At 62.5% G+C, this 22,098-nt stretch carries 23 protein-coding genes and 1 tRNA gene; 20 read left to right on the top strand and 4 right to left on the bottom strand.

All coding sequences use genetic code 11. The features are described from left to right. Positions 1-138: 138 nt before the first annotated feature. The 12 genes from LK493_RS09525 (at position 139) to hisE (ending at position 11,736) form a co-directional block, all read left to right on the top strand. Positions 139-1,353 carry an MFS transporter gene (locus LK493_RS09525; protein WP_192919619.1) on the top strand — a complete coding sequence of 405 codons (1,215 nt, stop codon included), beginning with the start codon at positions 139-141 and terminating at the stop codon, positions 1,351-1,353. Positions 1,354-1,523: 170 nt separating this feature from the next. Continuing rightward, the gene (locus LK493_RS09520) at positions 1,524-2,585 is read left to right on the top strand and encodes an SIS domain-containing protein (protein ID WP_227790853.1); all 1,062 of its coding nucleotides are present in this window, start codon (positions 1,524-1,526) and stop codon (positions 2,583-2,585) included. A gap of 73 nt (positions 2,586-2,658) precedes the next feature. Next, complete coding sequence (locus LK493_RS09515; RefSeq protein ID WP_227790852.1) at positions 2,659-3,495, top strand: sugar phosphate isomerase/epimerase family protein; 837 nt, start codon at positions 2,659-2,661, stop codon at positions 3,493-3,495. Between the two features lie 169 nt (positions 3,496-3,664). After that, entirely contained in the window at positions 3,665-5,380 is a 1,716-nt protein-coding gene (gene hisG / locus LK493_RS09510) for an ATP phosphoribosyltransferase (protein WP_227790851.1), read from the top strand. A 105-nt stretch (positions 5,381-5,485) separates the two neighbouring features. Continuing rightward, on the top strand, positions 5,486-6,922 hold the full coding sequence (hisD, locus tag LK493_RS09505; RefSeq protein WP_227790850.1) for a histidinol dehydrogenase: 1,437 nt from the start codon (positions 5,486-5,488) through the stop codon (positions 6,920-6,922). Between the two features lies 1 nt (position 6,923). Continuing rightward, positions 6,924-8,039 (top strand): histidinol-phosphate transaminase, encoded by a 1,116-nt coding sequence (hisC, locus tag LK493_RS09500; RefSeq protein WP_227790849.1) that lies wholly within the window; start codon positions 6,924-6,926, stop codon positions 8,037-8,039. After that, positions 8,040-8,627, top strand: a complete 588-nt coding sequence (gene hisB / locus LK493_RS09495) for an imidazoleglycerol-phosphate dehydratase HisB (protein WP_227790848.1) — start codon at positions 8,040-8,042, stop codon at positions 8,625-8,627. Positions 8,628-8,672: 45 nt separating this feature from the next. Then, positions 8,673-9,374: an imidazole glycerol phosphate synthase subunit HisH gene (hisH, locus tag LK493_RS09490; protein ID WP_227790847.1), complete on the top strand. Its 702-nt coding sequence runs from the start codon at positions 8,673-8,675 to the stop codon at positions 9,372-9,374. After that, complete coding sequence (locus LK493_RS09485; protein ID WP_195544820.1) at positions 9,371-10,114, top strand: 1-(5-phosphoribosyl)-5-[(5-phosphoribosylamino)methylideneamino]imidazole-4-carboxamide isomerase; 744 nt, start codon at positions 9,371-9,373, stop codon at positions 10,112-10,114. Before hisH ends, LK493_RS09485 begins: the two co-directional genes overlap by 4 nt. Positions 10,115-10,117: 3 nt before the next feature. Further along, the gene (gene hisF / locus LK493_RS09480; RefSeq protein WP_099432268.1) at positions 10,118-10,900 is read left to right on the top strand and encodes an imidazole glycerol phosphate synthase subunit HisF; all 783 of its coding nucleotides are present in this window, start codon (positions 10,118-10,120) and stop codon (positions 10,898-10,900) included. Between the two features lie 142 nt (positions 10,901-11,042). Beyond that, positions 11,043-11,372 carry a phosphoribosyl-AMP cyclohydrolase gene (gene hisI, locus LK493_RS09475; protein WP_227790846.1) on the top strand — a complete coding sequence of 110 codons (330 nt, stop codon included), beginning with the start codon at positions 11,043-11,045 and terminating at the stop codon, positions 11,370-11,372. Positions 11,373-11,418: 46 nt separating this feature from the next. After that, entirely contained in the window at positions 11,419-11,736 is a 318-nt protein-coding gene (hisE, locus tag LK493_RS09470) for a phosphoribosyl-ATP diphosphatase (protein ID WP_006235893.1), read from the top strand. Positions 11,737-11,856: 120 nt separating this feature from the next. Here the strand turns inward: hisE and LK493_RS09465 are convergent, their stop codons facing one another. Next, entirely contained in the window at positions 11,857-12,768 is a 912-nt protein-coding gene (locus LK493_RS09465) for a PHP domain-containing protein (protein ID WP_227790845.1), read from the bottom strand. Positions 12,769-13,099: 331 nt separating this feature from the next. Between LK493_RS09465 and larC2 the strand changes: the two genes are divergently transcribed. The 6 genes from larC2 (at position 13,100) to LK493_RS09435 (ending at position 18,513) form a co-directional block, all read left to right on the top strand. Next, positions 13,100-13,585: a nickel pincer cofactor biosynthesis protein LarC2 gene (gene larC2, locus LK493_RS09460; protein WP_408583424.1), complete on the top strand. Its 486-nt coding sequence runs from the start codon at positions 13,100-13,102 to the stop codon at positions 13,583-13,585. A gap of 58 nt (positions 13,586-13,643) precedes the next feature. Next, entirely contained in the window at positions 13,644-14,192 is a 549-nt protein-coding gene (yfcE, locus tag LK493_RS09455) for a phosphodiesterase (protein WP_227790844.1), read from the top strand. Positions 14,193-14,194: 2 nt separating this feature from the next. Further along, entirely contained in the window at positions 14,195-15,055 is an 861-nt protein-coding gene (gene mazG / locus LK493_RS09450; RefSeq protein WP_227790843.1) for a nucleoside triphosphate pyrophosphohydrolase, read from the top strand. A gap of 189 nt (positions 15,056-15,244) precedes the next feature. Beyond that, a complete protein-coding gene (gene eno / locus LK493_RS09445; protein WP_117769943.1) occupies positions 15,245-16,534 on the top strand; it encodes a phosphopyruvate hydratase in 1,290 nt (429 codons plus the stop codon). Between the two features lie 195 nt (positions 16,535-16,729). Next, entirely contained in the window at positions 16,730-17,491 is a 762-nt protein-coding gene (locus LK493_RS09440; RefSeq protein ID WP_227790842.1) for a hypothetical protein, read from the top strand. A gap of 20 nt (positions 17,492-17,511) precedes the next feature. Further along, positions 17,512-18,513, top strand: a complete 1,002-nt coding sequence (locus LK493_RS09435) for a Ppx/GppA phosphatase family protein (protein WP_227790841.1) — start codon at positions 17,512-17,514, stop codon at positions 18,511-18,513. A gap of 118 nt (positions 18,514-18,631) precedes the next feature. On the opposite strand, the gene LK493_RS09430 is transcribed toward LK493_RS09435, so the two are convergent. The 3 genes from LK493_RS09430 to LK493_RS09420 form a co-directional block, all read right to left on the bottom strand. Beyond that, the gene (locus tag LK493_RS09430; RefSeq protein ID WP_227790840.1) at positions 18,632-19,933 is read right to left on the bottom strand and encodes an ATP-binding protein; all 1,302 of its coding nucleotides are present in this window, start codon (positions 19,931-19,933) and stop codon (positions 18,632-18,634) included. Between the two features lie 474 nt (positions 19,934-20,407). Beyond that, positions 20,408-20,492: transfer RNA gene (locus tag LK493_RS09425), tRNA-Leu, on the bottom strand. A 31-nt stretch (positions 20,493-20,523) separates the two neighbouring features. After that, positions 20,524-21,147: a hypothetical protein gene (locus tag LK493_RS09420; RefSeq protein WP_195363798.1), complete on the bottom strand. Its 624-nt coding sequence runs from the start codon at positions 21,145-21,147 to the stop codon at positions 20,524-20,526. Positions 21,148-21,310: 163 nt separating this feature from the next. On the opposite strand from LK493_RS09420, the gene LK493_RS09415 reads away from it, so the two are divergent. Next, positions 21,311-21,598, top strand: a complete 288-nt coding sequence (locus LK493_RS09415; RefSeq protein WP_006235903.1) for a PTS sugar transporter subunit IIB — start codon at positions 21,311-21,313, stop codon at positions 21,596-21,598. Positions 21,599-21,609: 11 nt separating this feature from the next. Beyond that, entirely contained in the window at positions 21,610-21,984 is a 375-nt protein-coding gene (locus LK493_RS09410) for a VOC family protein (RefSeq protein ID WP_117564907.1), read from the top strand. Positions 21,985-22,098 lie beyond the last annotated feature (114 nt).

Here is a 22,098-nt window from a genome sequence, read left to right as displayed (position 1 = left end):
CCATGGTCGTGGGCATCATCGGCGCGTTCTTCGGCGTGCTGGCGTAAGGGCCCGGCTGCATAGATTTTCGTTGCAACCTGGAAAGGGGATGGAGCAGGCCTATGCCCTCCATCCCCTTTTTGTATAGAAGGAGTTCGTATGTTCGCGAAGGATCGCGAAGCAATGCGCCTGACGCCGGCAGAGGTCAGGCTGATTCTTATTGAGTCCCTGCAGTGGTGCGCCAACAACGCGGTCTACTTTTTGGGGCTTATCGGTGCGGCCACGTATGATCTGGCCGGCACGGCCTTTTTGGTTGCCGCCATTACGCTCGTGCGCAATCTTATGACGTCGGTGGGCAATATGGTGTCGGGCTCGGTCATCGATCGCTTTGGACCGCGCCGGACGTCGTTTGTGACGTGCGTGATTACGGCAGTGCTATCGCTTGGCGTGGGGTTAGCGCCGTTGTCTGTCCCCGGGCTTGTGTTTGCCGCGTGCGTCTTGGGACTTGCGGGCGGCTTTATCAACACCTGCACGCATGCGTTTCCGGGATACCTGGAGTCGACCACCGAGGGTCGTACCCGCGTGAACGGCCTCATGGTGTTCTACAGCAATATCGCCTATACCGCTGGCCCGCTGCTCGGCGGTGCCATCGTGAGCTGTTTTGCCACGCAATCGGTTTATCTGCTCATGGCGGGCATGATGGGTGTGGCGGCCGTGCTCTCCTTGGGCTGTCACGAGTGTGTTGCTCCCGCAAAAGGGGAGAAGCCGAAGGGCGGTATTCTGGGCGGCATGGCCGAGGGTGCGCGACTTACGTTTCGCGACCACGACTTGCGCCTCATCTTTATCTCGGGCTTTTTGGGTTTCTTTGCGTTTGGCGCGTTCGATTCGCTGGAGTCGTTGTTCTACCGTGATGTACTCAACGTGGATATCGTCTGGCTGGGCTGGTTGTCCTCGGTCGTGGGCCTCACTTCCTCGGTGGGTGCGTTCATCCTGACCAAGCTTTCTGCTCGCCATGTCAACCTGCGATTGCTGCTCGGCGCGCTCATGGCCGTGGGCATTGGGTCCATGGTGTACGTGGGCACTGATATGCTGGGGGTCGCGATTATCGGTCAGGCGATTAACGGTCTGGCCTGGGGGTTCCTGGAGCCGCTGCAGATGATCTTGATTCAGGAGCGTGCCGACATCAAATACCTGGGGCGCATTACCGGCTTTGTGCGTTTTGGCCTGATGAGCGCCGGCGTGGTGCCGCTGCTGGCGGCTCCGTTTTTGGCGGAGGCTTTGGGCGTCCAGACGGTACTGTTTGGAGCATCGACCATTATTGCGCTGGTAGGAACGCTGTTCTTTGTCACACAAGGGAGACGCCGGGGGCGTTAGCTATACATCAAATTCTAATTTGATACCACTCACCAGAGAATTTCGACCGTTCACCGGGGATTGGAACAGATTGAAAAGTGGTATTAAAAACACGTTGGGTGTATGTCTATAATTGGTATCGAAAAGAAACGCGATATATAGATTCGCGTGCTGGACAGAAAGGAAAAGCCATGAAGGAAACCGAGAAGATCGAGATCATGCACTTTAGCCAGGAGGGCTATCTCGAGGACGGCAAGAACGTCTATGAGACCGGCAAGAAGATGACCGCGCTCGCCGACAAGGTCGCCGACGAGGGCTACGACGCCGTGTTTCTGATGGGCGTCGGCGGCACCTGGGACGAGCTCATGCAGCTCGAGTACCTCATGAACAAGTTCGGCGACCGCGACCTCGAGGTCTACCTGATCCACGCCGCCGAGTGGAACGTCATGGGCCACAAGCGCATGACCGAGAAGTCCGTCGTGCTCACCGCCTCCGAGTCCGGCACCACCCCCGAGGTCCTCGAGGCCGTCAAGAAGATGAAGGAAAAGGGCATTCGTGTCTACGCCATGACCAAGCCCGAGGGCCCCATCGGCCAGGCTGTGGGCGCCGAGAATTGCGTCAAGATGGCTTCCGATCATGGTAACGGCGGCTGCGAGATGGGCTACTACCTCGCCGACTGCTTCGGCCTGCGCCTGCTCAACCGCCGTGGCTGCTTCCCGCAGTTCGATAAGTTCATCGAGCAGACCAAGGACATCTGGAAGGACATGCTCGATATCCGCAAGCGCTTCGAGCCGCGCGCCGAGGAGCTCGCCAAGAAGTACGCCCTGGCCCCCTACACCATGTTCATCGGCTCCGGCGCCCTGTGGGGCGAGACCATCCTGTTCTCGATGTGCATCCTGGAGGAGATGCAGTGGAAGCGCACCCGCTACATCACCTCGGCCGACTTCTTCCACGGCACCCTCGAGCTCGTGGAGCCCGGCGTCCCGGTCTTCCTGTTCATGGGCGAGGACGAGAACCGCAAGCTCGACGAGCGCGTCCGCGCCTTCCTGACCCGCGGCGTGACCGGCGACACCGACATCAACATCATCGACACCGCCGAGTTCGCGATCCCCGGCCTTGACGACGAGTTCCGCGTCATCGTCTCCCCGTGGATCCTCTCCTCGCTGATCACCGATCGCCTTGCCGCTTACTACGAGACGGTCACCAAGCACAACCTCAACTACCGTCGCTACTATCACCAGTTCGACTACTAAGAGCAAATAACGTTTGTGTAATCGGGCCTCGCTCCTATATGGAACGGGGCCTCGCTTGGGTTGGAGAGTAATTATGAGCTATCCCCAGCTTGCCGTCATGAATATCAGCCATCGTTATTTTGACCTTGAGGAATTCTTTTCTTCGGCAGCGGCCTCGGGCTACACGTGTTGCGAGCTTTGGACCGGGGCGATGCATCTGTATGTCGATTGCCATGGATACGATTCGCTCGAGCAGGTGCAGGAGCTGTCACAGCGGTATGGGATTCGGATTGTGGGGCTTTGTCCCGAACAGAACAACCCCAAGCCGTGGAATATCGCGGCGCGCGGGAATGAGGCGCGCGCTCGCACGCTCGCGTACTTTAAGAACGTTGTGGATATCGCGGCGGAACTTGGAGCCGAGCAGGTCATGGTCTCGAGCGGCTGGGCATTTTTGAACGAGCCGATCGAGGACGCGTGGGGTCGCAGCGCCTCGATGCTGCGTGCGATTGCCGAGCATGCGGGAGAGCGCGGCGTGCGACTGGTGCTCGAGGCCCTACAGCCGGTTGAGTCGATGATCGTGAACTCGGCGGCCGACACGAAGCGCATGATCGAGGCAGTTGATCATCCGGCACTTAAGGCGTGTCTGGATTTGGGCGCTATGGCGGTGGCAGGGGATACCATCGACGATTATTTCGATCTGCTTGGCGATGATGTCGCCCACGTGCATTTTGTCGATGTTGCGGCAGATGGCACGACGCATCTTGCTTGGGGTGACGGCGACCGCGATATGCGCGCCGACCTGGATAGGCTGGTGACGCGCGGCTATCGCGGAGTTGTTTCGGCCGAGACCTATGACTGGCGCTATTTTGCCGACCCCGCAGCTGCCGATGCGCAGGTAATGGCAGAGTATCGTCGTGCGATTGGCGCCTAGGCGGGGTTGGGTTGCGGCAATCTGCCCTATGTTTCCAAATGAATACGGCGTGAGCGGCTGCGACGGATTTTCCCCGCAAGCACTCTAGTATGCTAAAGTACCCAGAAGACCGGCGGAGCTATGCCGGTCTTCTGTTCTATACGAAGCACAGCATGAGGAGGCTCACCAGATGACGGCCACACCGTGGGGATTCCGGGACATATTGCCCGAGGAGGCTCAGGCGCGCGAGGAGATTGCGCTGACGGTGAAGGGCTGCTTCAGGGAGCATCATTACCTTCCGGTCGAGACGCCACTGCTCGAGGACAAGGGTTCGCTCGAGGAAGGCGGCCGCATTGCGGACACGCCGTTTAAACTCTTTGATGACGACGGTCGCCTGCTGGTGGTCCGTCCCGACAACACGCTGCCGATTGTGCGTCTGGTTTCGACTCGCATGCGCGCGGCCGATCTGCCCCTGCGCCTTCGCTACGAGGCGCCGGTGGTTCGTGAGTGCCAGCGCAATGCCGGCGGCTCGCGCCAGTTTACACAGCTGGGCTTTGAGCTTATCGGTGCGGGCGATACCGCGGGCGATGTCGAGATCGTCTCGCTCGTGGCCGAGGCCGTGCGCAAGCTGGCGCTGCCCGATGCGCGCATTATCGCAGGTAGCGTGCGTCCGTTTAAGGAGCTGCTCGCGGCGTGCGAGGATCGCGAGCTGGCCGCCGAGGCCCTGCGCTGCGTGCACGCCAACGACTTTGTGGGCCTTGATGCCCGTGTGGCGGCAAGTGCGGAGTCCGAGGCCGTCAAGGCCGCCATTAGCGAGCTGCCGCGCCTGCACGGTGGTGCCGAGGTGCTCGACCGCGTGGACGCGCTGCTGGAGGCTGCCGGTATCGCCGCGCCGCTCACGCGCGAGTTGCGTGCTCTGGTCGAGGGCCTGGCTCCCGAGGACGCCCGGGTGCTGTCGTTCGACTTCTCCATCATGAACTCTTTTGATTACTACACGGGCCTGGTCTTTAAGGCCTATGCCGGTGACCTGCCCGATCCGGTGGGTTCGGGCGGACGCTACGACTCCATCTTTACCGGTGCATTTGGCGACGGCATCGAGGTGCCGGCGGCGGGCTTCGCCTTTTCGCTCGAGCGTCTGGAGACCGCGCGCACCTCGGCCGAGGACGCCGCTTCCGACGGCGATCACGCCGCGGGCCGTGGCGCCGAGGGCCCGCTGCGCATCGCCGTGCCCAAGGGCTCGCTTAAGGCCGACACGCTCGACGTGCTCGAGACCGCGGGCCTGGACGTCTCTGAGCTGCGTGACCCCGGCCGTCACCTGATCGTGCGCGGCCGCGACACACGTGCCGGCGAGGGCGCGGTCGGCAATATCGAGTTTGTCATCGTGCGTCCCAGCGATGCGCCCGCTTTTGTGGGCTGCGGCGGTGCCGATTGCGGCATCTGCGGTTGGGACTCGCTCATCGAGGCGGACCTCAACCTGCTGCAGCTGGTAGACCTGGGCTATGGCTTGTGCACCTTTATCGAGGCGGAGCCCGCGTGGCGCGCCGGTCAGGCCGAGCGCAACTATGCCCGCCGCGGTTCGCTTCGCGTGGCAACCAAGTACCCGCGCATCGCGAGTGCCTGGTATGCCGAGCGCGGCGTGAACGCCGACATCGTTTCGCTGCACGGTAACATCGAGCTGGGCCCCATTGTCGGCATGACCGATCGCATCGTGGATATTACCGCCACGGGCGCCACGCTGCGCGACAACGACCTGGTCATCACCGGCCGCATCATGGACTGCACGGCCCGTTTCTTCGTCAACCCGGGTGCCGCGCGCCTCGATCCGCGTGTGCGCAACCTGGCCGATCGCCTGGCGGCTGCCGTAAAGGACAAGCATTTTGAGCCCGTCGCGGGCTCGGCACAATAGCGCGAGCGCGCACGGGCGCCCCAACGTACGGGCTGCGGGCCGACTGGTGCCGCTGCCCAGTCGCTCGTTTTTCGAACACAACCTCGACCGATAGGGGATACCGATATGAAGACCATCAAGCTTGCTCCCGGTGAGCGCCTCGTTACCAACCAGCTCAACCGCAAGGGTGTGCTGCCGCAAAACATCGTCGACGCCGCCCGCGATATCGTGGCCGACGTGCGCGCCAACGGCGATGCCGCGGTGCGCGATTACTGTCAGCGTTTTGACGGCGTTGAGCTGCAGAGCTTCCGTCTGCCGCAGGAGCAGATCGATGCTGCGCTCGAAGGTCTCGATCCCGCTTTTGTCGCTGCGCTTGAGAAGGCCGCGCGTCAGATTCGCGAATTCCACCAGCGCGAGGTCGAGCAGAGCTGGTTTACCACGCGCCCGGACGGCACGATACTCGGCGTTAAGGTGACCCCGCTCGCGGCGGCTGGCATCTATGTGCCGGGCGGTCGCGCGCAGTATCCCTCCACGGTGCTCATGAATGCCATTCCCGCCAAGGTTGCCGGCGTCAAGCGCGTGGTTATGGTGACCCCGCCGCAAAAAGACGGCCTGATCAGCCCCCACACGCTTGCCGCGGCAAAGCTCGGCGGCGTGGACGAAATCTATATGGTGGGCGGCGCTCAGGCCGTGGCCGCGCTGGCGTACGGTACCGAGACCATTCCGCGTGTCGATAAAATCACCGGTCCGGGCAACGCCTTTGTCGCTGCGGCCAAGCAGATTGTCTCGGGCGACGTGGGAATCGACATGGTCGCTGGCCCCTCCGAGGTCTGCGTACTGGCCGATGCCACGGCCAAGCCCATGGTGGTCGCGGCAGACCTGATGGCCCAGGCCGAGCACGATCCGCTGGCAGCCTGCTATCTGGTGACTTGCGACGAGCAGTTTGCGCGCGAGGTCGAGGCAGGCATCGATATCCTGGTGGCGCAGTCGCCGCGTGCCGAGATCACGCGTGCTTCGCTCGACAATGAGGGCACCATCGTGGTGGCCGCCGACATGGCTGCCGCCGTCGAGGCGGTGAATACCGTGGCGCCCGAGCACTTGGAGCTGCACTGCAAGGACGCGATGGGCCTGCTCGGCGGCATTCGCAACGCCGGCGCCATCTTTGTGGGCGCTTGGAGCTCCGAGCCGCTCGGCGATTATGTTGCCGGTCCCAACCACACGCTGCCAACCGGCGGCACGGCCATGTTCTCCAACCCGCTTTCGGTCGAAGAGTTCGTTAAGCGCTCGAGCGTCATTTGCTATACGCCCGAGGGCCTGCTCTCTGACGCTCCCGCCACACAGCGTCTAGCCGAGGCCGAGGGCCTGTGGGCGCACGCGCTTTCTGCTGCCCTGCGTCGTCGCGTGCTGGAGCAGGGCGAGGATGCCGTGAGTGCCGAGTCACTGGCTGCGGCCGACCTGACCAAGGTCGCCTGGCCGGGCGACGCCGTGGCGACGGTTGCTGAGGGCGTGGACCTGGCGGCGGCTGCGGGCGGTGCCGCTGGCGCGACCGGCGAGGAGGCCTAATATGGCCGAGCTGACGCCCCGCATGAAGGAGCTCGTCCAGCCCTACTTGACCGGCATCGAGCCCTACGATCCCAACTTTACGCCCACGCGCATCAATCTTTCGGCCAACGAGAACACCTATCCCGTGCCGGCCGGCGTGCGCGAGGCGGTTGATGCGGCCTTGGCTGCCGCACCGCTCAACCGCTATCCCGATCCCATGTCCAACGACCTGCGCGACGAGCTTGCTGCCTGGCATGGCGTGACGCGCGAGAACATCTGCGTGGGCAACGGCGGCGACGAGCTACTCTATAACTTCCTGCTGGCGTTTGGCGGCGCGGGGCGGACCCTGCTCAACTGCCCGCCGTGCTTTAGCGAGTATGCGTTCTTTGCGTCGCTGTGCCAGACCGAGGTGCGCGACGTGTGGCGCGACCCGGCGACCTTTGAGCTCGACCAGGCAGCCGTGCTCGCGGCCGCGCCCGAGTGCAACCTGGCAATCGTGACCTCGCCCAACAATCCCACGGGTGATGTGGCGCCGCTCGACTTTGTCGCGGCGCTGTGCGACGCCTGCCCCGGCATGGTGATGGTCGACGAGGCCTACGTTGAGTTTGCCGACGATTCGTTCGGCGCGGCCACCACAGCGCAGGGGCTTATCGCCGAGCACTCCAACCTGGTGATTCTGCACACGCTGTCCAAGGCGTTTGGCACCGCCGGCACGCGCTTGGGCTATGTGATCGCGGCGCCCGAGGTTATCGAGGTGTTCGCGGCGATTCGCCAGATTTACTCGGTCAACGTGCTGAGCCAGGCGGCGGCGCTTGCCTGCGTGCGTGCCCGCGATGCCTATGCGCCCGTGGTGGCGCAGGTCGCATCCGAGCGCGAGCGCGAGCTGGCTGCCCTGCGTGCGATGGCTGCCGAGGGCCTGCCCGTGGAGGCATGGCCGAGTGCGGCGAACTTTGTGCTCGTGCGCACGCCGCATGCCACGCGTGTGCGTGAGCGTCTGCGCGACGAGTACTCCATCCTGGTGCGCGACTTTAGCTACGCGCCGGGGCTCGCGGACTGCCTGCGCATTACCGTGGGTACCCCGCAGGAAAACGACGAGGTGCTGGCTGCGTTTGCCGCGCTGGTGAAGGAGGAGATGTAGATGGGCCGTTATGCCGAGGTGACCCGTAAGACGGGGGAGACCGACATTGTCGTCAAGCTCGACCTGGACGGAACCGGCGTGTGCGATATCTCGACCGGCGTGCCGTTTTTCGACCACATGCTCAACGCTTTTGGCCGCCATGGCCTGTTCGATTTGACGGTGCATGCGGTAGGCGATGTGGAAGTCGATGCGCACCACACCGTCGAGGACATGGGCATTGTGCTGGGCGAGGCGTTTTGCCGGGCGCTGGGCGACAAAGCGGGTATTACGCGCTTTGCCGATGCGGCGATCGCCATGGACGAGACGCTCGTGATGGCCGCCGTGGACATTTCGGGTCGCGGCCAGGCCTACTGCGAGCTGCCCGTGCCGACCGAGCGTGTGGGCACCTTTGATACCGAGCTGGCCGTCGAGTTCTTCTATGCCTTTGCGCGCGATGCCAAGCTCACGCTGCACGTGCGCGAGCTGGCGGGCGGCAATTCGCACCACATTATCGAGGCGGCCTTTAAGGCCGTGGGCCGCACGATGCGTCACGCCTGCGAGCTCGATCCTCGCGTGCAGGGCATCCCCAGCACCAAGGGTTCACTGTAACCTGCCAAAAAGGGACAGGTTTTGAATGGGGAAAAGGAGGGTCGCGTGGGCGAACCGAAGATCGTGGTAGTTGACTACCACAAGGGCAACTTGTCGAGCGTCGTGCGCGGGCTTGCGCGCGCCGGTGCCGCCGCCTGCACATCGGACGAACCGGAGCAGATCCGCCGCGTCGACGGCCTGGTCATTCCGGGCGTGGGCGCGTTCTATGACGCGATCGCCTTTATGCGCCAGAGTGGCGAGGCGGACGCGGTGCTCGATGCTGTCGCCACCGGAACTCCGCTGCTCGGCATTTGCCTGGGCCTTCAGCTATTTTTTGAGCGCGGCAACGAAGGCGTGCCTGCGGACGAGGGCGCGGTTGCCGATGGCAACACCCCCCAGCAGGCCGGTGGCCCCTGGGTCGATGGCCTGGGTATTATGTGCGGTTCGTGCACGCGCTTGGAGTCGAGTCGCCTGAAGGTGCCGCACGTGGGCTGGGACCAGGTGCACATGACGCCCACCGGTGCGGCCGATCCGCTGCTTACTGGTTTTGCCGAGGGTGCCAACATGTACTTCACCCACAGCTACGCGGTGTCCGACGATGCCGATGCCGCCGATGTGCTGGCGCGCACGCACTATACGCGGAGCTTCCCGTGCATCGTGCGCCATGGCAACGTGTGGGGCTGCCAGTTCCATCCCGAGAAATCCTCCGCGCTGGGTCAGCGCATTCTTAAAAACTTTGTGAGCATCGTCGAGGGGGCCGGCCGATGATTCTGTTTCCCGCAATCGATTTGATCGGCGGTAAGGTCGTGCGCCTGGAGCGCGGTGACCGGAGCCGCTGCAAGGTATATTCCGACGACCCCGTGGCCGTTGCCCGCTCCTTTGCCGAGCAGGGCACGAGCTGGGTGCACGTCGTCGACCTGTCCGCTGCCTTTGGCGAGGACGAGGACGCGTGCGCTGCCAACTCGGCGGCGATAAAGGCTATCTGCGGCGTCGACGGTCTGTCCGTGGACGTGGGCGGCGGCGTTCGCTCGCTCGCGCGCATCGACGAGCTTGCCGGCTATGGCGCGCGTCGCATCGCGCTGGGCACGGTGATCGTGACCGAGCCGGGATTTGCCGAGGTGGCGGCTCGCGGCTTTGGCGAGCTGCTGGTGGCAGATATCGCCGCACGCGACGGCCAGGTCAAGGTGAACGGCTGGCGCGACGGCGCGGGCGTGGCACTCGACGATGCCGTGGCGCAGCTTTCCGAGCTGGGCTTTAAGCATCTGGTGTATACCGACATCGCGCGCGATGGCATGCAGACGGGCATCGATGTGGCGGCGTATCGTCATGTGGCCGAGGTCGCGGGCTTTCCCGTCGTGGCTTCGGGTGGTATCTCGACGCTCGACGATATCCGCGCACTGGCCGCGGTGGGTGAGGATGCTATTGAGGGCGCCATTACCGGCCGTGCGCTCTACGAGGGCAACTTTACGCTGGCCCAGGCGCTAGCCGCCGCCCGAGGGGAGGAGTAGCCCATGCTTACCAAACGCGTGATTCCCTGCTTGGACGTCAAGGACGGCCGCGTGGTCAAGGGCGTCAACTTTGTGAGCCTGCGCGATGCGGGCGACCCGGTGGAGCTAGCCCGCGCCTACGACCGCGAGGGTGCGGACGAGGTTGTCTTCCTGGACATTACCGCCACGAGCGACAACCGCGCGACGACCATCGAGATGGCGGCGCATGCGGCCGAGGAGCTCGCTATTCCCTATACCGTGGGCGGCGGCTTTCGCGACCTGGCGGGCATGCGCACCATGGTTGCAGCCGGCGCCGACAAGGTGTCGCTTAACTCTGCCGCCGTGCGCGATCCGTCGTTGATTAGCCAGGCTGCCGCGGCGTTTGGCAGCCAGGCCGTGGTCGTGGCGATCGATGCCAAGCGCGTCGGTTTGCCCGGCGCATCTGGTGCCGACAAGTGGGAGGTCTTTACCGCAGGCGGCCGCAACGCCACGGGTATCGACGCGGTGGCGTGGGCCGAGGAGGCGGCCCGTCGCGGCGCCGGCGAGATCTTGCTCACCAGTATGGACCGCGACGGCACCAAGGCCGGCTTTGACCTGGCGCTCACCCGCGCCGTGGCGCGCGCGGTGCCGATTCCCGTCATCGCGAGCGGCGGCGTGGGCACGCTCGAGCATTTTGCTGAGGGTGTGATCGAGGGCGAAGCCGACGCCGTACTGGCGGCAAGCGTCTTTCACTTTGGGACGTTCAGCATTCGCGAAGTCAAAGAGTATATGGCCTCTCAAGGTATTCCTGTGAGGCTGGACTTCTAATGCTGCGGCTTGCCCAGGCACCCGACCTTCCGGCTCCAACCCTCCTCGCGTACTTAAGTACGCGTCGTCGGGCTTGTCGCTCGGAATCTCGGGCACCTGGACAACCCTCGCCGACCGGCGATGTTTAAATTGGGGAATTGAAATGAGAGAAATTACTACTCCAGCGGATCTTAAATACGACGCCAAAGAATTGATTCCTTGTGTGGTTCAGCAGTATGACACCGGCGAGGTGCTTATGGTTGCTTGGATGAACGAGGAGTCGGTGGGGCTGACGCTCAAGACCGGTACCACGTGGTTTTGGAGCCGCAGTCGCCAGGAGCTCTGGAACAAGGGCGCGACGAGCGGCAATATGCAGGAGGTCAAGGAGCTTTGGGCCGACTGCGATAGCGATACGCTGCTGGTCAAGGTTGACTCGCCGGGTCCGGCCTGCCATACCGGCAACCGTACCTGCTTCTTTAAGAAACTCGCGTAGGGCGGGCGCTCGATTAGACGCTCGGCCAACCAGAAAGGATTGAACTATGGGTGTGCGCACCGCAAACGTTCAGGATGGAAATATCGGTGAGACGCTGACGGGGCTCGCCGAGGTGATTCACGGCCGTCGCGACGCATCGCCGCAGGAGAGCTACACCGCTCGTCTGTTGACCGACGTCGAGGACGAGCTGCTCAAGAAGCTTGCCGAGGAGGCGAGCGAGGTGATCATGGCCTGCAAGGATAACGATCACGATCACATCCGCTACGAGGCCGGCGACCTGGTCTACCACCTGCTCGTGACGCTCGAGCGCTACGGCATCACCCTCGACGAGCTGGCCGGCGAACTCAACGCCCGCCGCCACTAGTCGTTTGGGACAGTCTTTGTTGGTGTAACGGGGTCATGGAAGTTGCGGTGAAATAGGGACTGTTTAAGCGCTTCATCAAGCAAAACAATCCCTATTTCACCGCAACTTATGAAGGGATGGCTAGGCGAGGGGCGTGGATTCCCATTCGCCGGTGGCGTGGGGGATGTCGAAGGTTCGATAACCGCAGTCGTAGGCGTGCGCCTGGGCCTCGCGGATGTTCCAGCAGATATCGCAGGCGCGGTGCGCGTCCGAGCCAAAGGTGATCGGCACTTCGGCATGGGCAAAGCAGCGCAAAAGACCGGTTGCGGGGTAGTAGTCGCCCAAGCCCTTGCGCGGTGCGGCCGTCGAGACCTCAACGCGGCGGCCCGTATCGTGCGCGCACTCTGCCATCTGCTGCCAAAACGGTGCGGGGTCAAAATCGGGCGCAAAGCCTTCCTTCGAAAAGCGCATGACCAGGTCGGGGTGAGCCATCACATCAAAGTTGAGCGGGCTCTCGCAGGCGCGGCACCAGTCATCGACATAGCGCTCCCACACGCCGCGTACCCCCAGGTTTTCCCAAACGTGCAGGTTGGTGTCATCGTCGATCCAGCCGCAGCGCGAATCGGGCGTATCGGGACGAGCGACGTCCTCCGTTCCCGCCGTACCCGCGGCACCGGCCATGATATCGCCTGGGTTGCCAATCCAGTGCACACTGCCCAGGCGCACGACGGCGCCCTGGGACCAGCGCTCAACCAAAGGCTCGCAGCCCTCGTACCAATCGCATTCGAAACCGTAGATAAAGGTGAGTTCTGGCGCAATCTGAGCGGCAAGATTGCGAGCGTCCTCAAAAGCCAGACGATGCGCCGGGAGGTCACCCTCAGTAACCTGCACCTCGCAGTTAGCATCCATGCTGGCGGGCAGGGTGAGATGGTCGGTCGAGACCATGACGCGGCAGCTGGCCGCAGCAGCGGCGCGAACGTTGTCCTCAAACGAGGCATGACCGTCCGAGAACGAGGTGTGGGTGTGGCAATCGACCAGCGGGCAAGCAGGCATGGCGGCTCCTTTGCGTCAAGCGAATCCGCTTCATTGTAATGGCGCAGCTCTCAACACGCCGGACACGCCGGGGGTCGAAATCGATTGGAAAGGCTGCGCGACGCGCGGTGCGGCCTCGCTTGCGCTCTCAAAACGTGTACATCAGCCTCCAAAAGCTGCAAAAAATGACATGTTTGGAGGCTGACGTACATGTTTGGCTGAGGCGGTGGAGTGTCGGTTTCTTGCGGACAGGGAAAATCGCGCTCATCGCGCTCCGCCACATCCACGCCGCCCGCGATGTGTTAGCGTTTGGGTGAACAAAACGAGCCCGTGCGGAAAGGAGCCGGACCGTATGCCATGCGATAGCAAATCTCCGCTGTCCCGCGAGACCGATGCGCCCGAGACCATCGTCAAACTGGAATGCGATATCGACGACGCGTCGCCCGAGGTGCTCGCCTACGCCGCCGACCGCCTGCGCGAGGCCGGTGCGCGCGAGGTGCATTGGCTACCCCTCTATTGCAAGAAGGGCCGTCCCGGCTGGCAGCTGCAGGTAATCTGCACCCACGAGGATATCGAGCGCCTGCAGACGATTATCTTTTTGGAAACCACGACCAATGGCATCCGCCGCCAGGTTATGGAGCGCGTTTGCCTGCCACGCCGCTTTGAGCGCGTAACGACGCTATGGGGCGATGTATCCGTCAAGGTAGCCACCCTGCCCGACGGCAGCGAGCGCGCGGCACCCGAGTACGAAGACTGCGCCCGCCTTGCCCGTGAGCACAACGTGCCGCTCCAACGTGTGATGCAGGCGGCCCAGAGCGCGGCACTGCGATTTGAGTAACACGGCCGAGCGACGCGCCGCGCCCGGCCACATCAACCCCACCCCGAAAGGACTCCCCATGAAATACCTTATCGCCTCCGACATTCACGGCTCGGCATATTGGACCGAGCGCCTGGTCGCCGCCATCGAATCCGAGCAGCCCGACCGCATCGTGCTGCTGGGAGACCTGCTCTACCACGGCCCGCGCAACGACCTGCCGCGCGACTACGCCCCCAAGCGCGTGATTCCGCTGCTCAACGCCCTGGCCGACCGCATCATCGCGGTGCGCGGCAACTGTGACGCCGAGGTCGACCAGATGGTGCTCGACTTTCCCGTCATGGCGGACTACGCCACGCTGTTCGACGAGACCGGCCGCGAGCTGTTCCTGACGCATGGCCACGTCTTTGGCGCCGGCATGCACAACAGCGTCGACCACGCGCCCGCGCTGCCCGAGGGCTCCGCGCTCGTCTACGGCCACACGCATATCAAGGTTAACGAGGCAAGCGAGGCACACCCGGGCCTATGGCTTTTCAACCCCGGCAGCGTGAGCATCCCCAAGGATGGCACGCACAGCTACGGCATCTACGAGGGCGGTGCGTTCCGCCACGTGATCATGGAGGAGGACTAACCATGGCGCAGCACACGGCTCAGCAAAATGCCGAGGGCTCGCGCGATCTGTCCACGCTGGTCGACGCGTCGGCCGAGCTGCAGCATCTGGTGCAGACCATCTGGCGTCTGCGTCAGCCCGATGGCTGCCCGTGGGATCGCGAACAGACGCATCAGAGCATCGGCAAGAACATGATCGAGGAAGCCTACGAGGCGCTCGACTGCATCGAGGCGGACGACGCGGCGCATCTGCGCGAGGAGCTCGGCGACGTGCTCATGCAAGTAGTGTTGCATGCGCAGATCGCGGCGGACGCCGGTGAGTTTACGCTGGCCGATGTGGCACGCGATATCGACGCCAAGCTCATCCGCCGCCACCCGCACGTGTTTGGCGATGCGGATGCCGATAACTCCGACGATGTGCTCAAGATCTGGGACGAGGTTAAGCTTGCTGAGAAGGCTGCCAAGGACAAGGTCGTGGCGGCAGGCGAGGCTGCGCCCGAGGGCCTGCTCGACGGCGTGCCCACGCATCTGCCGGCATTGATGCAGGCGCAGAAGGTGTCGCGCAAGGCAGCGGCCGTGGGCTTTGAGTGGGAGACGGTCCAGGATGTGTGGGACGAGGTTGCCGAGGAGCGTGCCGAGTTTGAGGCCGAGGCTCCCGGCTCGCCCGAGCGCGAGATGGAGTTTGGCGACCTGCTCTTTGCCCTGGTCAACGTTGCGCGCAAGGAGGGCATCGACGCCGAGAGCGCCCTGCGCGCGAGCACGGCCAAGTTCCGCCGTCGCTGGGCTGCGATGGAGCAGATGGCGGCCAACGCCCATGTGGATCTGGCTGAGCTTTCGACCCACGGTCTCAATGACCTGTGGGATGCCGCAAAGGCAGAGGAGTAAGACTGCGGGAACGATGAGCCGGCACGCCTCGTCGCTCCCGCTAAATTTTTCGAAAAACAAGTGTATCCCTCGGCTAACTTAGGGCATAATGCAAAAAGTGCGACATGGCTAACTTACGGAGGCGCACCGACGGTGCACGGTCAGCCGGTCGCTTGCAACCACTACGTTTCCAAGTGAGAGGGAGACAACATGAGCGATATTTTGGATGTTTACGGTCGCGAGGTGCTCGACAGCCGCGGCAATCCCACCGTCGAGGTCGAGGTCGTGCTCGAGGACGGCAGCTTCGGTCGCGCGATGGTGCCTTCGGGCGCTTCGACCGGCGCCTTTGAGGCATGCGAGCTGCGCGATGGCGACAAGGGCCGCTATCTGGGCAAGGGCGTCTCGCAGGCCGTCGAACACGTCAACAACGAGTGTGCCGACGCCGTCGTGGGCCTCGATGCCTTCGATCAGCGCGCCGTCGATGCCGCGCTGATCGCCGCGGACGGTACCCCCAACAAGACCAAACTCGGCGCCAACGCCATCCTGGGCGTGTCGCTGGCCGTCGCCCGCGCCGCGGCCGAGTCGGCGGGCCTGTCGCTGTACCAGTACCTGGGCGGCGTCAACGCCCACCTGCTGCCCACGCCTATGATGAACATCCTCAACGGCGGCGTGCATGCCGACAACAACGTGGACTTCCAGGAGTTCATGATCATGCCGGTGGGCGCCCCGAGCTTTGCCGAGGGCCTGCGCTGGTGCGCCGAGGTCTACCACACCCTCAAGGGCGTGCTGCACGAGGCCGGCCTGGGCGGCGGCGTGGGCGACGAGGGCGGCTTCGCGCCCAACCTCAAGACCAATGCCGAGCCGTTCGAGTACATCACCAAGGCCGTGGAGAAGGCCGGCTTTAAGCCCGGCGTCGACTTCATGTACGCCATGGACCCGGCCTCGACCGAGTTCTACAACGCCGAGACCGGCATGTACGAGCTCAAGGGCGAGGGCGTTGAGTATACGAGCGCCCAGATGGTCGATTACTGGGAGAAACTCGTCGACACCTATCCCATCATCTCCATCGAGGACGGCATGGCCGAGGAGGACTGGGACGGCTGGGTCGAGCTTACCCGCCGCATTGGCAACAAGGTGCAGCTGGTGGGCGACGACCTGTTCGTCACCAACACCGAGCGCCTCAAGAAGGGCATCGAGTTGGGCGCCGCCAACGCGATCCTGGTCAAGGTCAACCAGATCGGTACGCTCACCGAGTCGCTCGAGGCCATCGAGACCGCCAAGGAGGCCGGCTACGCCTGCATCGTGAGCCACCGCTCCGGCGAGACCGAGGACTCCACCATCGCCGACCTGGTCGTGGGCGTCAACGCCGGCCAGATCAAGTCGGGCGCCCCGTGCCGCAGCGACCGCATTGCCAAGTACAACCAGCTCATCCGTATCGAGGACGAGCTCGAGGGCAGTGCGCGCTACGCCGGCAAGGCCGCGTTCTACAACATTCGCTAAACGGGCGAATTTGGCGAGGGGGAGGCTGACTCGGTTCCGCCCCGTCTTGGCTGGACGCCGCAAAGCGCTGTGGGCGCTGGGCCATATGGCTCAGCGCCTTTTTTATGTCGAGCAAAGGCTGGCGAAGGCGGTGCGGGCGCTCGTGCTATAACTAAAGGACTTAGCGCAAACAAACCTCAACCGCACAAGGCGCACATGGATCAGATTTACGACAACAGGTACTATTCCGCCGGTTCGCGCGAGCCGTCGCCTCGCCGTGCGCGCACGGTGCAGCTCGGTGGGTCCGCCTACGCCGGCGTCGATCGCTCCACGCAGCGCCCGACAGGTACCTCGCGCCCCAATGCTCAAGTGAATACTTCGACAGACGGACCGGTGCGCCCGGCACGTTCGTCGCATGCGTCGCGTTCCTCGACTCAGGTACACGACAAATCGAGCAGGCCCTCGAACCGTTTTTCGGGCTCGGACTTTATGCGCTACGCCAATGACAACGCGGTGGTCAAGGCGATCTACGACTTTACCCACGGTCCTCAGCGAGGGCTATTCATCGGCATCGTCGTTGCCCTGGTGCTCGTGAGCCTGTATTTCCCCGTGCGCGACCTGTACGTGGCAAAGCGTTCGAGCGATATCTTGGCCAAGCAGGTCGAGATTCGCCAGCAATACAATGATGGGCTGCAAAAAAGCGTCGACAAGCTGCTCTCGGAGGAGGGTATCAAGGATGCGGCATCCGAGGACCTGGGCTTGGTGATGCCCGGCGAGAAGAGGATTGAAGTGCAGGGCCTGGACGGCGATCCGGATGCCTCGTCGAGCCAGAAGTCGTCGAACGCCAAGAAGGCCAGCGAAGTTGCCAAGGAAATCGAAGAAGTCGGTAAGGACGCGCCGTGGTACATCCAAGCGCTCGACATGCTGTTTGGGTTTAACGGCGTCGAGGGCCAGACGGTCGTGTCCAACGGCAAATAGCGCCCGGAGGGGAGCCCGCAATGACAAATTGCAAACGCTATAAGGTAGCCGCGATCGACCTGGGAACGGTGTCGTCGCGACTGGTGTTGGCGCAGGTCGAGGCCGGGGCGATCGTGGAATCGTCCAAGCATACCGAGATCACCGACTTGGGCGAGGGCGTGGACGCGACGGGGCGCTTTTGCGAGGCGGCCGTTGAGCGCGTGCTCGCTGCGTGCCGCATGTTTGTGGACGAAGCCCGTACCTTTGGGGCCGCGTGCATCTGCACCACGTGCACGAGTGCCGCACGCGATGCGTCCAATGCCGCGCTGCTGCTGGACGGCCTGCGCGATCTGGGGCTTGAGCCACAGGTGATTCCGGGCGAGGTCGAGGCGCGCCTGACGTTTTTTGGCGTGGCGCACGACTTTGCTGGCGAGCGCATCATCGTCGCCGATTCGGGCGGTGGCTCCACGGAGCTCGCGACGGGCGTATACGCTCCGGAGCGCGGGGTTTTTGCGCTGGAAGGGACGCGCTCGCTGGACATTGGCTGCCGTCGCGTGACGGAGCGCTTTTTCTCCGCGTTGCCGCCCGCGGATGGCGAGCTTGCTGTCGCTGCCGCGTGGGCAGGCGAGCAGTTCGCCGCCTATTTTGAGGGCCTGCCTGTCGACTTTGAGCGCGCCGAACGCTTAGTCGCGGTGGGCGGCACGGTGACTACGCTGGTGGCTCTGGTCCACGAGCTGGAACCGTACGATTCGAGCTTTGTGCACCTACGCGAGCTGTCGCTGGAGCAGGTCTCGGCCGCTATCGAGCGCATGTCTGTGTTGGACGCGGAAGGCATCGCCGCGCTACCGGGTGTACAGCCCAAACGCGCGGGCGTGATCTTGGCTGGTGCCGTGGTGATTCGCGAGCTTATGCGAGCCGGCGGTTACGACATGCTCACCGTAAGCGAGAACAGCCTCCTCGCCGGCATGGCCGCCACCATCAACGAGACCCTCGACGGCGCGACCCCCACCATCGGCTGGACCCCCACTCTCAGCACCCTCTAAATAATTTGCGGTGAAATACGGACTACAATCGCCCTTTCGGGCACCAAACAGTCCCTATTCCACCGCAACTCAACAGCCGGCACCTGGGGACAGTCCTTGCGGGGCGTCCCCACAGCGCCTATGCCAGCTTGTCGATCTGCCCAATCTCCCAAAGCGGAATATTGATGAGCATGCCCTCGTCTCTATATGCCGCCAGGGAGCTCCTCACGCAACGCTCGAGTTTGAATTTTTCGCAGGCTATTTTCAGACTCTTCGCTTTAAGGTTCTCTGCCGCCTTGACCTCAAGCGGAAGCACGGTTCCCGCATGGTCGATGGCAAAGTCGGTTTCGGCATTGCCGGAGGTAGAGGACCAATACGCGGGAGTTTTGTCCTGGAGCAAAAGCTCCTGCGCGACGTATTGTTCGGTCAGCGAACCTTTGAACTCGGTAAAAACAGCGGATCCGTTAAGAACGATGGCCGGAGAGAGACCGGAGAGCGCTCCGAGGATGCCGGTGTCGATGCAGAACAGTTTGAAGCCCGAGAGGTCTTCGTAGCTCGAGAGCGGCGCCTTTAGAGCGGAAACACGTGGCACCTTATGAACGATTCCGTAGTCCGTGAGCCACTGGAGGCTTTCCTCGAAATCGCGTGCGCGCGCTCCGGGACGAAGGGCGCCATAGACAAACTTCTTGTTCTCCTTTGCAAGCTGGCCGGGAAGGGATTTCCAAACCAACCTCATGCGCTCGACGATGCGGGCGGGTGCATGTTTGCCAAAATCGGATTCGTAAGCCTCGATGATTTGCTGCTGAAGCCTTCGGGCTTCGATGAAATCGCGTGTCTCGGCGAAAGCGGAGACAACTTCGGGCATACCGCCGACAACAAGGTATTCCTTGAGCAAGTGCTCGAGCTTTTCGGTAACGTTTGCCAGAAGGTTCATGTCTGCGGCAAGGACGGCGTCGGCGAGCGGGCCGCCGTCGACGGCACGAACGAATTCGGCAAACCCCATGGGACGCATGGTGAGCTGGTCGATTTTACCGACGGGAAATGACTCGTTTTCGCGTCGGAGCGCGAGGCCCATATAGGAACCGGCTGCCACGATGTGGTATTCGGGTGCAAGTTCGTTGAAGTACTTGAGTGAGGTGATCCCGCGTGGTGCCTCTTGGATCTCGTCGAAGATGATGAGCGCGTCTTCCGGCGTTACGGTTTGGCCACGTAGGAGTTCTATCTGGGAGATGATGCGCTTGGGGTCGAGGTTCCCATCGAACAGCGAGCGTGTGCTCGGCTCGAGCATAAAGTCAAAACGAATGACGTTTCGATACTGCTGGCTTGCGAATTCGTTAAGAAGCCAAGTCTTTCCTGTCTGGCGGGCTCCCTTAAGCAAGAGAGGTTTGCGATTCGCCCTTGATTTCCAAGCGATAAGTTCACTCATAAGCTGTCGCTGCATATTGCCTCCCAACCCTCTCGGCTAGTATAAGGCCATTTGGGCGTTTCCATCGAAAAATGTGCGAGACAACCACGTTTTTCCATCGGAAAATGTGGGAGACAACCACGTTTTTCCATCGGAAAATGTGGGAACACCAACCTAAGTTGCGGTGGAATAGTTCCTAAATGGGCTGGTAAACTGCCAAAACAGGAACTATTCCACCGCAACTTAGAGCCCCACCGGCGTGTAAAAGAAACGAGCCCGCATCCCTGGGGGACACGAGCTCGTAAACAATACATGGTAGGGGCGCTGGGACGTCTGCGTATTTGCTGCGCAAATACGCACCGGCTTCGGCCGCCTGTCGGCGCCCTCGCCGGCTCGCTACGGACGCTGCGCGTCCGCTTAACGCTCGCCCCCTCGCGGGTTCGAGTCCCGCCGGCATCTAAAAGAAGCGAGCCCGCATCCCTGGGGAACACGGGCTCGCAAGCAATCACATGGTAGGGGCGGTGGGACTCGAACCCACAATCCTTGCGGCGAGAGATTTTAAGTCTCCTGCGTATGCCAATTCCGCCACGCCCCCGTGAAACTAGAAGTCTAGCACAAGCCGTCCGTTACGCGTTGACGGCCATCGAGTGTTGGCCCGACTTCTCCAGGAACTCCTGGAACTTGGCTTCGTCGCCCTTGTTCTGGTACTGCAGGGCCAGCAGGTACTCCAAGCGGCAGCGCTTGACCTTGTCGTCACCGGCATCCTTGAGCATGCGCTCCAGCTCGGGAATGTCGTTGTGGCGCTTGAGGATCATCGTGTCGTACATCAGCTGACACTCGTGCGCGACTGCCTCGGCCTGACCGCCCTCGAAGCCCTTGATCTCGTGCAGCAGCTCTTTGGACTTTTTACGGTCCTCCTGGCCAACGTAGTAGTTAAAGGCCTTGATCACCAGGTCGACGCGCTGCATCTTGGGGAGGTTGAGCCCCAGCAGCAGGTCGAACATCTCGCTGGCACGCTCGTGGTCCTCGCGCAGCAGATAGGAGTTCAGACGCAGGTAGTCGCGGTTGTAGCGCGGGTACAGCATGCTGGTGAGTTTGCCGTCGAGCAAACGATCGAACTCGTCCCACTGCTTGGCGGCCATAAGCTGCTGCAGGCGCTTGAACGTTGTGCGTTTTTTGACGCTAAAGAACACCGACACGGCGATGCAGATGATAACGACGGCGGTCCAGAGTGTGCGGGAATCGGGCATATTAGGGTCCTTAGTCGCTCATAAAGCGAGCGGTATGACAACACGTACTAGATGTATTATACGCAGCGCGCAAGCAAACTGGCATAAAAGCTCATCGAGGCCGAGTGCCATCGCTCGCTGCGGTACACTTACCTAAAGTAAACCATGAAGGGAGACATTACCTATGAAGAAGATCGTTTTGGCTTGCGGTGCTGGCGCTGCTACTTCCACGCTCGTTGCCCAGAAGGTCGCTACCCTGCTCGACGCCAACGGTTATGCCGACAAGTACGAGATCGTGCAGTGCGCCATCTCCGAGGCCAAGGATTACTGCGACGAGGGCGCTGACCTGCTGATCGCCACCACCGTTGCCCCCGAGGGCCTCACCTGCCCGTACGTGAGTGGCGTGCCCTTCATGACCGGCATGAACCGCGTTGCCGCCGAGAAGGCCGTTCTCGACGTCATGGCTCAGTAGGCGCTGACTGCATGAGTGAGCAGAACGCCAACCCGGTAGAGCTCTTTGGTATGCGCGTTGCCCATGTGGGCATTAACGCCACCGACCCGGCAGACGCCCTGGAGATCGCGGAGCTGTTCTCGACGATGATGGGCCTGCCCGTCATCGAGACCCCGGTTTCGTACTTCAACGATTCGCTGGTCGAGATCATGAAGCAGAACGGTCGTGGCACCAAAGGTCACATCGGCTTTGCCGTTAACGACATCGATGCAGCTGAGAAGTGGTTTGCCGAGCGCGGGCTCGAGGTCAACGAGGAGTCGCGCGTGCTGTTGCCCGATGGCGGCACCAAGCTCGTGTACTTTAAGCGCGAGTTCGCCGGTTTCGCCGTGCACCTGTGCCGCGAGTAGCGCACAAGCTGCTATAGCTAGCAAAAAGGGATAGGGCCGCGTGGCCCTATCCCTTTATTTAGAGGCTTTAGCCTGTGCGGGGCGCGCAGCGCGCCGCATCAGAAACCACCCGCT

The organism is Collinsella aerofaciens (genome assembly GCF_020709435.1).
GTDB lineage: Bacteria > Actinomycetota > Coriobacteriia > Coriobacteriales > Coriobacteriaceae > Collinsella > Collinsella aerofaciens_AU.
This window is presented reverse-complemented; position numbering and strand designations above follow the sequence as displayed.